This is a genomic window from Tropicimonas marinistellae, assembly GCF_001509585.1.
Taxonomy (GTDB): Bacteria; Pseudomonadota; Alphaproteobacteria; order Rhodobacterales; family Rhodobacteraceae; genus Tropicimonas; species Tropicimonas marinistellae.
Window position 1 is genome coordinate 92,368 of record NZ_LNCI01000001.1, and the last position, 12,440, is coordinate 104,807.

At 59.8% G+C, this 12,440-nt stretch carries 12 protein-coding genes; 4 read left to right on the forward strand and 8 right to left on the reverse strand.

What is annotated here, in order from left to right:
* Window positions 1–38: 38 nt before the first annotated feature.
* The 6 genes from recF to mutM all read right to left on the reverse strand — a co-directional run bounded on the left by recF (window position 39) and on the right by mutM (window position 6,455).
* Complete coding sequence (recF, locus tag ARC39_RS00390) at window positions 39–1,139, reverse strand: DNA replication/repair protein RecF (RefSeq protein ID WP_068108376.1); 1,101 nt, start codon at window positions 1,137–1,139, stop codon at window positions 39–41.
* 67 nt (window positions 1,140–1,206) lie between these two features.
* Window positions 1,207–2,325, reverse strand: a complete 1,119-nt coding sequence (gene dnaN / locus ARC39_RS00395) for a DNA polymerase III subunit beta (RefSeq protein ID WP_068108379.1) — start codon at window positions 2,323–2,325, stop codon at window positions 1,207–1,209.
* Between the two features lie 104 nt (window positions 2,326–2,429).
* Window positions 2,430–3,839: a chromosomal replication initiator protein DnaA gene (gene dnaA / locus ARC39_RS00400; RefSeq protein ID WP_068108382.1), complete on the reverse strand. Its 1,410-nt coding sequence runs from the start codon at window positions 3,837–3,839 to the stop codon at window positions 2,430–2,432.
* 569 nt (window positions 3,840–4,408) lie between these two features.
* Window positions 4,409–4,675 carry a 30S ribosomal protein S20 gene (rpsT, locus tag ARC39_RS00405; RefSeq protein ID WP_068108385.1) on the reverse strand — a complete coding sequence of 89 codons (267 nt, stop codon included), beginning with the start codon at window positions 4,673–4,675 and terminating at the stop codon, window positions 4,409–4,411.
* A gap of 87 nt (window positions 4,676–4,762) precedes the next feature.
* The gene (locus ARC39_RS00410; RefSeq protein WP_068109985.1) at window positions 4,763–5,539 is read right to left on the reverse strand and encodes an enoyl-CoA hydratase; all 777 of its coding nucleotides are present in this window, start codon (window positions 5,537–5,539) and stop codon (window positions 4,763–4,765) included.
* A 64-nt stretch (window positions 5,540–5,603) separates the two neighbouring features.
* Window positions 5,604–6,455, reverse strand: coding sequence for a bifunctional DNA-formamidopyrimidine glycosylase/DNA-(apurinic or apyrimidinic site) lyase (gene mutM / locus ARC39_RS00415; RefSeq protein WP_068108388.1), 852 nt, complete (start codon window positions 6,453–6,455; stop codon window positions 5,604–5,606).
* A gap of 94 nt (window positions 6,456–6,549) precedes the next feature.
* On the opposite strand from mutM, the gene ubiE reads away from it, so the two are divergent.
* The gene (gene ubiE, locus ARC39_RS00420) at window positions 6,550–7,302 is read left to right on the forward strand and encodes a bifunctional demethylmenaquinone methyltransferase/2-methoxy-6-polyprenyl-1,4-benzoquinol methylase UbiE (RefSeq protein WP_068108391.1); all 753 of its coding nucleotides are present in this window, start codon (window positions 6,550–6,552) and stop codon (window positions 7,300–7,302) included.
* A 4-nt stretch (window positions 7,303–7,306) separates the two neighbouring features.
* Complete coding sequence (ubiB, locus tag ARC39_RS00425) at window positions 7,307–8,839, forward strand: 2-polyprenylphenol 6-hydroxylase (protein WP_068108394.1); 1,533 nt, start codon at window positions 7,307–7,309, stop codon at window positions 8,837–8,839.
* A gap of 19 nt (window positions 8,840–8,858) precedes the next feature.
* Here ubiB and ARC39_RS00430 read toward each other — a convergent pair whose 3' ends face one another.
* Window positions 8,859–9,536 (reverse strand): flagellar hook capping FlgD N-terminal domain-containing protein, encoded by a 678-nt coding sequence (locus tag ARC39_RS00430; protein WP_068108397.1) that lies wholly within the window; start codon window positions 9,534–9,536, stop codon window positions 8,859–8,861.
* A gap of 8 nt (window positions 9,537–9,544) precedes the next feature.
* The gene (locus ARC39_RS25120) at window positions 9,545–11,527 is read right to left on the reverse strand and encodes a flagellar hook-length control protein FliK (RefSeq protein WP_078059000.1); all 1,983 of its coding nucleotides are present in this window, start codon (window positions 11,525–11,527) and stop codon (window positions 9,545–9,547) included.
* A gap of 251 nt (window positions 11,528–11,778) precedes the next feature.
* On the opposite strand from ARC39_RS25120, the gene ARC39_RS26060 reads away from it, so the two are divergent.
* Both ARC39_RS26060 and ARC39_RS00445 read left to right on the forward strand, forming a co-directional pair.
* A complete protein-coding gene (locus tag ARC39_RS26060) occupies window positions 11,779–11,955 on the forward strand; it encodes a rod-binding protein (RefSeq protein ID WP_236545106.1) in 177 nt (58 codons plus the stop codon).
* On the forward strand, window positions 11,945–12,289 hold the full coding sequence (locus ARC39_RS00445; protein WP_068108401.1) for a hypothetical protein: 345 nt from the start codon (window positions 11,945–11,947) through the stop codon (window positions 12,287–12,289). The genes ARC39_RS26060 and ARC39_RS00445 overlap by 11 nt, the downstream gene beginning before the upstream one ends.
* The last annotated feature ends 151 nt before the right edge of the window (window positions 12,290–12,440 follow it).

The following is a 12,440-nucleotide window of genomic DNA, read 5'->3' on the forward strand; positions in this document are numbered from 1 at the left end:
TTGTCACGCAGCTGCTACAAGATTTGGTAGGAGCCTCGTCAATCGACACCGCCTGGGCCGTCGGCCGCGGTGACGGAGATCCGTTGCGCGCGGCTACCGAGTTCCGCGAAGAGATCCGCGCCGGTACCGGTCATCCAGGCCTGCGCTCCAAGGGCGCAAATCTCGTCGTAGAGAGCGGCGCGGCGCGCTTCGTCAAGGTGGGCTGCGACTTCGTCGAGAAGCAGAAGCGGCGGTGCGCCTTGGTCCGTCGCGAGGGCGCGGGCATTGGAGAGGATCAGGGACAGTAGCAGCGCCTTTTGTTCGCCGGTGGAGCTGTCGCGTGCGGGAATGCCCTTGTCGGCATAGATTGCAGAGAGATCCGCGCGATGTGGCCCGGTCAGTGTCCGCCCGGCGGCGAGGTCGGCCCGGCGACCGGCGCGGAAGGCCGTCAGGAGTTCCGCTTCGCTCTGCGGAAACTCGGGCCCGTCCGGACCGCTCAGTGCCAGATGGGCCGCGGGGAATACGGTGGCCGCATCTCGCTGGGCATCTGCAATTCGGGTAAGGGTCGCCTCACGGTTCGCAATTACAGTGGCACCGGCCGTTGCCATCTGAGCTTCCAATGCGTCGTACCATGCCCCGTCGCGCACCTGATCCTTCAGCAGGCGGTTGCGCTCTCGCATGGCCTTGTCATAGGTCAGCACCACTTCGCCGTGTTTCGGTTCGAAGCTGAGTACCAACCTGTCGAGAAACCGCCGCCGCCCCTCCGCGCCTTCAGTCCAGAGCCGGTCCATTGCTGGGATAAGCCAGACAACACGCACGATGGATCCGAGCGAAAGCTGCGTCGCGGCCTTTCCGTCGACGCGTACCTGCCTCGCGGCACCGGCCTCCGACCAAGTCTCTATCTCGTGGGCCTGCCCACGCAAGGCCACCACGGCAGAGACCTTCCAGCCGATCGTCTCCGGGCGTCGCCCCATCTCCTCCGCCGCAGCGCGACGCAATCCGCGCCCCGGGGAAAGCAGGGACACGGCTTCAAGGATGTTCGTCTTTCCCGCGCCATTTGGTCCGAAGATCGCAACCGGCTCCGGCCCGAGCTCCAGGTGCGCTGTCTTATGGGACCGGAAATGCGACAGAACCAGAGAGCGAACCGCTAGACCAGCCATCCGGCACTCGTCTTCTTCTGTCCGAAAATATCCTCGCCGAAGGCATAAAAACTCGGCGAAACGACCATCACACGCGCATCGGCATGACTACATAGACGGCGCTGGTATCGGAGCCCTCGCGCATCAGAGTCGGATCGCCAGAGGAATTGAACATGAAGACGGCATTCTCGCGGTCGACCTGGGAAGCGATCTCCAGCAGGTACTTCGCGTTGAACCCGATCTCCAACCGCTCGTCCCCGTAGGCGACGGGCAGTTCTTCCTCTGCCGCGCCGCTGTCGGGTGCATTAACCGAGAGAACCAGCTTGTCCTCGTCCAGCGCCAGTTTCACCGCGCGGGAGCGTTCCGAGGAAACTGTCGCCACGCGATCTACCGCCTTGGCGAATTCGCTCGCATCTACTTCCATCTTGCGAGGGTTGCCTACCGGGATAACGCGAGCGTAATCCGGGAAAGTCCCGTCGATGACCTTTGAAGTCAGGGTGATTTCAGGCGTGGCGAAACGCACCTTTGTCTCGGAGACGGAGACGGCGATCTGCGCCTCGTCATCATCCAGGAGCTTACGCAATTCGCCAACCGTCTTTCGCGGCACGATCACGCCAGGCATCGTTTCCGCGCCCGCCGGAAGATCCGCGTCTATCCGGGCCAGGCGATGGCCATCGGTCGCAACGCAGCGAAGCGCCTTCCCGCTCTCGCCATCCGCCACGTGCATGTAGACACCGTTGAGATAGTACCGCGTCTCCTCGGTCGAGATCGCGAATTTCGATTTGTCGAAGAGGCGGCGCAGAACTGGCGCGGGAGCACCGAAATTCGATGAATACTCAGCACTCGCCATAACCGGGAAATCTTCCTTTGGCAGGGTGGCGAGAGTGAAATTGGAGCGACCTGCCTCAACGGTGAGGCGTCCGGCGGCGCCATCGTCTGTCAGCTTGACGAGCGCCCCGTCCGGTAGTTTTCGAACGATCTCGTGCAGCGTCACTGCAGAGACGGTCGTTGCGCCGGCGCGCTCGACTTGCGCGGGCACCTTGTCCACGACTTCAATATCCAGATCGGTCGCCCGGAAACTTACGGCATCACCCTCGGCTTCGATCAAGACATTGGCGAGAATTGGGATCGTGTTGCGCCGCTCGACGACAGATTGCGCCTGGGACACTGCCTTTAGCAGGGTGCCGCGTTCGATGCTGATTTTCATGCCAACGCTCCCATTTCAGCCGGGAACCGCACACTATCGCTTTCCCAATGCGGCACAAGTGCCTATTCGACACAGTGCCGCCGTTTGACGCCTCGCGACATCGATCAGGCTTCGAGCATCCGTCGCAACAATTCGAGATCCTCGGCGATTTGGTTGTCGACCGCCTTTAGCTCCTCAATTCGTTTGACCGCATGCATGACCGTGGTGTGGTCGCGGCCACCGAAGCGCTTCCCGATCTCGGGCAACGACCGCGATGTCAGCTTCTTTGACAGGTACATGGCCATTTGCCGCGGACGGGCGATTGTGCGGTGCCGCTTGGGACCAATCATGTCGGAGAGCCGCATGTTGTAGTGCTCCGACACCTTTCGCTGAATCTCCTCCACCGTAACCTTGCGGTCAGAGGCGCGGAGCACGTCTGCAAGGCAATCCTGTGTCAGATCAAGCGTGATCTCGCGGCCCACGAGCGAGCCGAAGGCGAAGAGCTTGGTTAGCGCGCCTTCGAGAACCCGGACATTCGTAGAAATCCGGTGGGCGAGGAATTCCAGCACACCGTCCTGGATCATCAGGCCGGGATAGCTTTCGCGGTACTGATCTACCTTGTGTTGGAGAATGCCGAGCCGCAACTCGTAATCGGTCGGGTGCAGGTCCACCACGAGGCCGGACTGCAGTCGGCTGGCGATCCGCTCCTCCAGCTTCTTGATTTCCACCGGCGCGCGGTCGGCGGAAATAATGATCTGCTTGTGCTGGTCCACAAGGGCATTGAACGTGTGAAAAAACTCCTCCTGCGTGCTGTCCTTGCCTGCGAGGAATTGTACATCGTCCACCATCAGAACATCGACGGAGCGGAACATCTCCTTGAATTGCATTGAGCTGTTCTCGCGCAGAGCCTGAACGAAGCGGTACATGAACTGTTCGGCCGACAGATACACAACCCTGAGTTCCGGTCGGGTCTTTTGCAGATGCCATGCAATCGCGTGCATCAAGTGCGTCTTACCAAGACCCACGCCACCATAGAGGAACAATGGATTGAAGCTGACCGGGCCACCTTCCGCGACACGGCGTGCCGCGGCATGGGCCAGTTCGTTAGGCTTGCCGACGACGAAGGTTTCAAAGGTGAAGCGCTTGTCCAGCGGAGCGCCGGGCAACTCGATTGCCACTGAACCCGATGCTGCTGTTGCCGCCGGAGCGGTCGACGGCGCTGTGAGTGGTGCACCGGTCGACTCCGCGGAGCGTTGATGTTTCACCGTTCTATCGGTGGCCCTGATCATCCGTCCGGGCGCCACCGTGAATTCGATGCGATCCACGTCCGTGCCTTCTCGGGAAAACTGCTGCCGAATCTGGTCGGCGAAGTTACGAGAAACCCAGTTCCCAATGAAATTGGTCGGCACGTGGAACCGTGCGACGCCATTCTCAAGCGTGTCGAATTCCAGAGGTTCGATCCAGGTTACGTAGTTGTTCTTGCCCACCGCCTTCAGAAGATCTTTCTGCACACGTCCCCAGGTGTCGTTTGTCATTTTGCCCTTTTCCGTTCTCGTTTTTTTTTAACACGCAAGCCGGCCGATTTCCGAGAATCGGTTGGGCTCGGTGCCGATGTGCAAAACGCCCGTCTCGAGGTCATACTCACAAAACCCGGTGCGCAGACACACCGGTGAGAAGAGGCAAAAACCGCCCCATGACGCCTGCCACGACGCGAATGCGCAGTGGTTCGACGTGACAAATACTATGGACATGGGGCGCGGTAAGGCGTGAAAAAACAACACGCTTTTGCCTACGCCCTACTCGCTGACTGGCGGCAGCGCCAGCTTCGCAAGTGGTCGATCTCGCTGCAAGCCGCGCACGAAACCTTCCCCAACGTTCGTGACGACCGCGACCGATCCATGTCCCCCCGGACGATGTGAATCGCAGGAGCAAGCTAGCAAGTGGTACTCCAGCGGCGCAACTTAACTTCGATCTTGACTCGCGCTTTGGCTAAACGAATCCGGCGCCCCTGCTGAAGTCTTTGTTTTGAAGGGATTATTTAAAAAGCAAGAGCGGACGCGCCCTGCAGGGGTGCGTCCGCTCGGAAATCTAGTTCTGAAGCGTGTTAGGCGCTCAGTGCCTTCACACGCGAAGAGAGTCGGGACATCTTCCGCGCCGCGGTGTTCTTGTGCATAACGCCTTTGGTCACGCCACGCATCAGCTCTGGCTGGGCGGCACGAAGGGCGGTGGCGGCGGCTTCCTTGTCCCCAGAGGCGATCGCCTCCTCCACGTTCCGCAGGAACGTGCGGATGCGCGACCGGCGGGCCTTATTGACGGCATAGCGCCGTTCGCTCTGGCGGGCGCGCTTCTTGGACTGGGGCGTATTGGCCATGTGATCGGGTTCCGAATTTCGGTGATTGCTTTCTGAAGCCGCGTCTCTAGGCGGCTTGCTTATACGAGTCAACCACAAAAAGCCTGCTTACTTGTCCCTGAACTGGGCTTCACGTTTTTCCAGGAAGGCGCCCATGCCCTCCTTTTGGTCTTCAGTTGCAAATAGCGCATGAAACAGACGCCTTTCGAACAGGAGACCCTCACGCAGCGGAACCTCATAGCTGCGATTCACGGCTTCCTTCACCGCCATGACGGTAAGGGCCGATTTGCGCGAGATCTTGCCGGCCGCACCCATGGCCTCTTCCACCAGTTTCTTCGCCGGGACCACTCGGGAGACGAGGCCCGCACGTTCGGCTTCCTCGGCATCCATGAAGCGGCCTGTCAGATGCATATCCATGGACTTCGACTTGCCGGCAAACCGGGTCAGACGCTGGGTGCCGCCAATACCGGCGACAACGCCAAGATTGATCTCTGGCTGACCGAATTTTGCAGTGTCGGCGGCAATGATGAAATCGCACATCATCGCGAGTTCGCACCCGCCGCCCAGGGCATAGCCGGCGACGGCCGCAATGATCGGCTTGCGGCACCGCAGGATAGGTTCCGCCTCCTTGCCGAAAAGATCGGACCCGAAGACTTCGACAAAACTCTTCTCAGACATCTCCGCTATGTCCGCGCCGGCAGCGAAAGCCTTGTCAGAGCCGGTCAGGACAACGCAGCGGATCTTCTCGTTTTCCTCCGCCTCGGTCAGCGCCTGCCCGAGTTCCCCCATGAGTTGTGTGTTGAGGGCGTTCAGAGCTTCGGGGCGATTCAGCCTGATGAGGCAGATGTGATCGGTAACTTCGACGATCAGTGTCTCGAAAGCCATGCGGCCGAGCCTTTCTGTGATTTCACAGGTCGCAAGGGTTATCACCCTCTCCGCCGCATTCAAGCTATCTTTGACATTGCGGACAATAGAACGTCGAGCGGCCCGACTGGACCACGCGCCGAACCGTGCCCGCGCATCCGTTGAGGCGGCACGGAGCACTTTCGCGTCCATAGACACGGAAATCGTGCTGAAAATAGCCCAGGTCTCCATTGGCCTGGCGGTGGTCGCGCAGGCTGGATCCGCCCGCCGCGATAGCCTCTGTCAGCACCTCACGGATGACGGGAACAAGGCTTGCGATTCGCGGTTCGGAGATGCGGTCAGCGCGCCGAATTGGCGAAATGCCCGCGCGATGCAGCACCTCGCAGACATATATGTTTCCTAGCCCGGCCACCAACTTCTGATCCAGCAGCGCGCTTTTGATCGGCATGCGCCGCTTTCGCAGCGCTTCGATCAGATAGGCTTCGTGGAATTCGTTGCCGAGCGGTTCCGGACCAAGGGAGGCGAGCAAGGGATGGGATTCTGCGCCAACCGTATCAAGTAGGTCCATCGCTCCGAAACGCCGGGCATCGTTGAACTTGATGCGCGCACCATTGTCCATGTCGAAGATCACATGATCGTGCCGCTCTGCCGGTAGAACATGATGGTGAAAACTGCCGGGCACATCGCCGGAAATCACCATTCGGCCGCTCATTCCCAGATGGATGAGCAGCGATTCGTTGCCCGAAAGATCGACAAGTACGTACTTTGAACGACGTCGAAGACGTCGTACCTGCCGGCCAGTCAGGCGTTCCGCCATGCGCTCGGGAAGTGGCCAGCGCAGATCCGGGCGCCGCACGTCGGCCCGCTTGATGGTGGCGCCCGACATGACCGGTTCCAGCCCGCGCCGCACCGTCTCCACCTCCGGAAGTTCCGGCATGCTGTCTCCCTTCGCCGCAGGCCCGGGCAGGGTCCATTGTAACCCCCCGGCAGCACCCTATAAGGAGGGTGGAAAATGACCGGGAGCAAGTCCCATGAGTGACGACGTGACCAAAACCACCCACTTTGGTGAGCGCATTGTGACGGAAGACGAGAAGAAGGGCCTCGTGGAGGGCGTCTTTTCTTCCGTGGCCTCACGCTACGACCTGATGAACGACCTGATGAGCGGCGGCATCCACCGACTGTGGAAGGATGCGATGATGGACTGGCTCGCCCCGCGCGACGGGCAACGTCTGCTCGACGTGGCCGGTGGCACCGGCGATATCGCGTTTCGCTTCTTGAGGCGCGCGCCAGGGGCCGCGGCCGTGGTCTGCGACATGACTGCGGACATGCTGGAAGAGGGGCGCAAGCGCGCGGAGGCCGAACAGCTCGCCGACAAGCTCGATTGGATCGTGGGCGATGCGATGGAGTTGCCCTTCGACGACAACTCCTTCGATGTGGTTACCAACAGCTTCGGCACCCGCAACGTGACCCGGATCGAGGATGCGCTGTCAGAGGCCTATCGCGTGCTTCGCCCCGGGGGGCGGCTGATGACGCTGGAATTCTCCCAGCTACCAAATCCGGCAATGCAATGGGCCTACGACCGGTATTCTTACAACGTGATTCCGACGATGGGGCAAATCGTGGCGCAGGATCGCGATAGCTACCAGTATCTTGTCGAGTCGATCCGCAAATTCCCCGATCAGGAGCGTTTTGCCGCGATGATCCGAACCGCGGGCTTCGAACAGGTGAAATACCGCAACATGTCGATGGGGATCGTCGCCCTGCACTCCGGCTGGAAGATCTGACCCGTTGCGCGGCCCTCACAACATCTGGCGCCTGATCCGTACCGGTGCCACGTTTCAGCGGACCGGCGCCATGGGCGTTGTGCTGGAAGCCTTCAACGCACCGGCCGGAGTCCGCATCGTATCCCGCACCGTGGGCTGGACGTTTGCCTGGATGGGCCGGTCGGGAGACCCGAGCCTTCCGCCGCTGCTGCGGGCGCTGCAGGCAATGGGGCCGGCCTATGTGAAGCTCGGACAAATCCTGTCGACCCGGCCCGACGTGGTGGGCGACGACCTGTCCCGCCAACTGAAAATCCTTCAGGACCGGATGCCGCCCTTTCCGCGCGATATCGCCATCAAGTCCATCGAGCGGGAACTGGAAATCCGGGTCGACGAGGTTTTTTCCGAGTTCTCAGAGCCGATTGCGGCCGCGTCGATCGCGCAGGTTCACCGTGCCCGGATCGCCGATACAGGACGCGACGTGGCCGTGAAGGTGTTGCGGCCGAACATCGAGCGGGATTTCCGGCGCGATTTCGATGCGTTCTATCTCGCTGCCTGGATCATCGAGACGCTGTCGCCAGGGTCCCGCCGGCTGAATCCGCGTGGCGTGATCGAGCATTTCGAGGGATCCGTACGGGGCGAACTGGACTTGCGGCTCGAATCCGCGTCCGCGTCCGAGTTCGAGGCCAGCACAAAAAACGATCCGGGGTTCTGGGTGCCGAAATTGCACTGGGATCTGTCGGATCGACGGATCATGACGATGGACTGGGCAGAGGGGCTGTCGGCCAACGAACTCGAAGCGATCGACGCGGCTGGCCATGACCGCAGTGTGTTGGGCAAGCGCATTCTGTCGCTGTTTTTGCAACATGCGCTTCGCGATGGGTTCTTCCATGCCGACATGCACCAGGGAAATCTAAAGATCGCCCCCAACGGTGACGTCGTTGCACTCGACTTTGGGATCATGGGGAGGCTGGACGCTTATACTCGGCGCGTCTATGCCGAGATCATTTACGGTTTCATCAAGAAGGATTACCGGCGGGTTGCCGAGGTGCATTTCGAAGCGGGCTACGTGCCCGCGGACAGGGATATCGACGAATTTGCGAGTGCGCTGCGGGTCGTCGGCGAGCCGATTTTCGGGATGTCGGCGGGCGACATCTCTATGGGGCGGGTACTGGCCTACCTCTTCGAAGTGACCGAGCGCTTCGGTATGAAGACGCGGGTCGAGTTGATACACCTGCAACGCACGATGGTCGTGGTCGAGGGGGTCGCGCGATCGCTCTATCCGCAGATCAACATGTGGGAAGTCGCTCAGCCGGTTGTTGAGGCCTATGTGAAGGATAGCATCGGACCGAAAGCGCTGCTCAAGGATTTTTCGCGCACGGCGGTCGTGTTGTCGCGGTTCGCACCGAAATTGCCGCAGCTGGCTGAAGATCTCCTCGCAGCACAATCCCAGCCGGTACCGGAGGCGCCCAAAAACCCCGGGATGGGCAGTCGGTTCGGCTGGTTCACTGCAGGTGCGGCCGTGGCGGTTCTGGCTGGATGGCTCCAGTCACTCTTCTGAATCTGCTGCACATACGGACTCATCCTGCGGTACGGATCGCGGTGACATCTGTGGCGTCAACCTCGATGCCGCCGTCCAGCACCAGTTGGAACGCGGTGCCATCCGTTCGCGCCTCGATCACCTCGGAATAGATCTCAGCTTGTTCGCTGCTAAGCAGTGTGCCGTCAGTGTCGTAACTCTCCACCGCGAAGCTGTACGTGCCCCAACTGACCCCGTCGCCATCAGCATTGGTACCGTTCCATTCCACGGTGGCTTCATCGGTCGAAATTCCGAGTCGGTTCACCTCGGTTCCGCTACTATCATAGACCACAAGCTCTGCGCTCGCGGCCGTCGAATCTGGTGCAGCCCAGACAGGAATTGGATCGCCTTCGTAGGCGACGGTCGAAGCAACCCGCACGCGTTCGCCGATCCAGCTTGCCATCTGCCCGAGTTCCAACGCATCGGATTGTGCAAGCATCTCAGTCAACAAATCGTTCGTTTTGACCTGCTGTTCGACGCCGGAGAAAGTCGCCAATTGCGTCGCGAAATCCGAGCTATCGAGCGGATTGAGGGGGTCCTGGTTCTCGATCTGAGCAGTCATCATCTTGAGGAAGGTCTCGAAGTCCGACGATATCGCGCTTGCCGACGTCGAAGAGGTGGTCGTCGACAGGCTGGCAGCATCGGCGGTTGAGATGGTGGTTGTCGCGGTGGTGTCCATTCTGTCCCCTAGAGTCGAAGATCGAGTCCATTTGTTGTGATGCGGGCGTCTGGCGCGCCCATGCCACGCAAATCTTCCTCTGCGGTTTCAGGCTCGACGACTGCAATGGCGTTTGAATCGCCTTCGTGGTGTGTCGAGTCTTCCTGTCGGGAAGAACCGATATCTACGGACAATTGCCCGAACCCTTGGTCCCGAAGCTCTTGCATTAGCGAGTCCACATTGCGGCGAACGAGTTCCACTGTTTCCGGGCGTTCCGCCAGAATAGTAACGGCGAGCCCGGTATCCCGTGCAGAAAACGAGATGCTCAGACGGCCAAGTTCTTCAGGGCTGAGCCGGACCTCCAGTTTTCCGTCCGCAACGTTTCGCGTGATCTCGGCGATCTGAGCCGCGGCCGTGCGTAGCGTTTGCACGTGTGAAGACCCATTGGCGGTCGCAAGTCGTGCAGCAGTAGCGTCGATTCCCGAGTCGCGTCCCACCGTGCCGGAGGGGAGGCGGTTCTCAGGGCCGGCCTCTTCGTGCGCGGTTAGTTGAGTGTCGAGCCTTGATCTGTCCACTGGCTCTGTCTTCTCTGTATCTAAGGGCCGCACCTCATCGAGTTTGGGCTCTTGTGCTCTTCTGAACATCTCGGCCGTTTCATCGGCACCCATCGCAACGGGCTTTTCTTGGGCTGGACGTGTCCACTGCTCGACGTCTTCTCCTAAAACGGGAAATGTTGGGCTCCCATCTCGCGAAGGCAGGGTTTGCGAATTGGCTTGCGACAGGTTCACTGTTGCGGCGGTTTGCCAAGAGCTCTGAGATTGTGAACCCTTCCGGTTCTCGAGTTCGGCATTTGCCCAATGAACCGATACGGTGGAGTTAGCCATCGCAGTTGACCTGCCGGGAGGCTCGGAGACGTGTGCTACCGGCGCCTCGACGATCGGCACTGGTGCTTGGCGCTCAATCTCTTCTGTCGGCAAGATTGACGATTCGCGCGATGGAGGCGGGTCGTCCGCAAGTCCTGAATGCAGTGTTCCGTCCTCGCCCGGTTGTGTTTCGGTCGATACGACCTGAAACCCAGGGTTCGAGAAGACCTGTGCGGAATGTTCCGCTCGGCCGGTCTCTCCTGCCGGTTGATCCCCGCCTGCATCCCCGAGATCGGCCGGAGCAATCACGATTTCCGCGCCCGAAGTGGTTATGGGAGCCACGTCTTCGGCTCGCTCCGAGTACATCAATCGGCTATCGGTTGCGCTTCGCGACGGCGACTGGTCCAAATGAACATCGCGCGACAATCGCGGATCCACTGTCGGTGAGCCCGGTGAGTAATCTGGGGCTGTACGTGTCGTTTGAGTTGGCAGAACCACATCCCGAGCAGGTATTGCTGCCGGTTCAGGGGTGTCCCTGGCCTCCTCAACGGGTGAATCCCTCAAGGTCGCGGTTGGATGATCTGTTGCGGTCTCGTTGCCGATGAGATTTCGCGTCTCGGGCGGCCGCGAATCCATGGGGCGCTGTTCAATCGTGGCGGGTGCCCGCTCGATCATCGCTTCTTGAAGCAGGGTCGAGCCGTTCGTTGCCGCGGATGCTACGTCGGGAGCGCGTTCCTGGTCAGTGGACGCGGTTGAAATGACCGCAGAATTACATTGCGAGTTACTTTCCAAATCCACAAAGAGCCGCGGCGCCGGAAATGGAGCTTTCCCATCCGGCGCCTCGGCAATCGGAGGTTCAGGTACCGTCAGCGGCGAGTCGTCAGTTAGGATAGACGCGCTAGACAACAAGCCGTCTTGGCGCGTGACGGCCTCTTTCATTGTGGACGTGACTACGTGTCCAGACGGACTAACCTTGGTGAAATACGGACCCCCAGATTCACTGTCAGAAGCTGGAATATCCAAGAGCCTAAAGAATACGTCGGTTTCTCTCGATGATTGCGTGGGTATTTCAATCTCGGGCGACGCGGAATTCTGTTCTGAGGCAACAAGTGATTTCGAAATCGAGAGGGAATTCTGGATGTTTTGCATACCGCTCTCGGACTTCTGCCTCTGGTCGTCGTAACATTGCACATAGCAAGTTACCGATCCTTTACCGCCGATCGATTATTCGTCGAGATACCCGATATATTGGAGAGAGATCGCGCATGGATATTCCGCTTCTTCCCGAAAGCGCACCTGCGAGGCGACACACGGTTCCCGGCAGAGAGGCAACAAACGCTACCAACGATATGGCCCTGATGGCCGTCGCGCGGGAATTCGAAGCTACCTTCCTTTCGGAAATGTTGAAGCACACAGGCTTCGGCCAGACGTCGGATGCATTTGGCGGTGGAATCGGAGAGGAACAATTCTCCAGTTTTCTTCGTCAGGCGCATGCTGCGGAGATTTCGGAAAGGGGTGGCGTCGGATTGGCCGAGTGCATTTTCGAATCCTTGAAGGAGAGTGTCGATGAGCGATGAAGTTATACAGAATCTCAATAAGTTGCTTGACGCGGAGCGGATGCTTCTAATGTCGGGAGACTTGTCCAGTGCGTGTGATCTAACCGATCGGAAGGAGGAATTGATCACTCTTCTTGGAGAGGCTGGCGGAAAACCATCGACGGTCTTGGCGCAATTGCAACAAAAGGCGCGCCGCAATCACGAGCTACTTGAGGCATCGCGTGCGGGCTTGCAGGCGGCGCAAACACGCCTTGCTGAAGTTCGCCGTGCTGCGACACAGTTGGACACCTACACTGACTGTGGCAAGTTGAGAAACCTGATTGCCAGCCGTGGGCGTTTAGAGCGCCGCGCCTAATGCCAACAGATTGCATAAAATCCGGAACAGGCACGTAGCGCGATTTAGCATTCTCTTAGGGACTGCCGGTCAATCCTGCCGACGCACACCGGAAGGGGTGGCACGAACGGTCCCTCGACCGTCCGTAAGGCGCAGAAGGCCGAAATGCCGT

What these genes read in the sequence shown, in the direction of transcription:
- recF (WP_068108376.1), bottom strand. Translation starts at nt 1,139, where the DNA reads ATGGCTGGTCTAGCGGTTCGCTCTCTGGTTCTGTCGCATTTCCGGTCC.
- ARC39_RS25120 (WP_078059000.1), bottom strand. Translation starts at nt 11,527, where the DNA reads ATGCAAAACATCCAGAATTCCCTCTCGATTTCGAAATCACTTGTTGCC.
- ARC39_RS00430 (WP_068108397.1), bottom strand. Translation starts at nt 9,536, where the DNA reads ATGGACACCACCGCGACAACCACCATCTCAACCGCCGATGCTGCCAGC.
- ARC39_RS26060 (WP_236545106.1), top strand. Translation starts at nt 11,779, where the DNA reads ATGTTGAAGCACACAGGCTTCGGCCAGACGTCGGATGCATTTGGCGGT.
- ARC39_RS00410 (WP_068109985.1), bottom strand. Translation starts at nt 5,539, where the DNA reads ATGGCTTTCGAGACACTGATCGTCGAAGTTACCGATCACATCTGCCTC.
- ARC39_RS00445 (WP_068108401.1), top strand. Translation starts at nt 11,945, where the DNA reads ATGAGCGATGAAGTTATACAGAATCTCAATAAGTTGCTTGACGCGGAG.
- rpsT (WP_068108385.1), bottom strand. Translation starts at nt 4,675, where the DNA reads ATGGCCAATACGCCCCAGTCCAAGAAGCGCGCCCGCCAGAGCGAACGG.
- mutM (WP_068108388.1), bottom strand. Translation starts at nt 6,455, where the DNA reads ATGCCGGAACTTCCGGAGGTGGAGACGGTGCGGCGCGGGCTGGAACCG.
- ubiE (WP_068108391.1), top strand. Translation starts at nt 6,550, where the DNA reads ATGAGTGACGACGTGACCAAAACCACCCACTTTGGTGAGCGCATTGTG.
- dnaN (WP_068108379.1), bottom strand. Translation starts at nt 2,325, where the DNA reads ATGAAAATCAGCATCGAACGCGGCACCCTGCTAAAGGCAGTGTCCCAG.
- dnaA (WP_068108382.1), bottom strand. Translation starts at nt 3,839, where the DNA reads ATGACAAACGACACCTGGGGACGTGTGCAGAAAGATCTTCTGAAGGCG.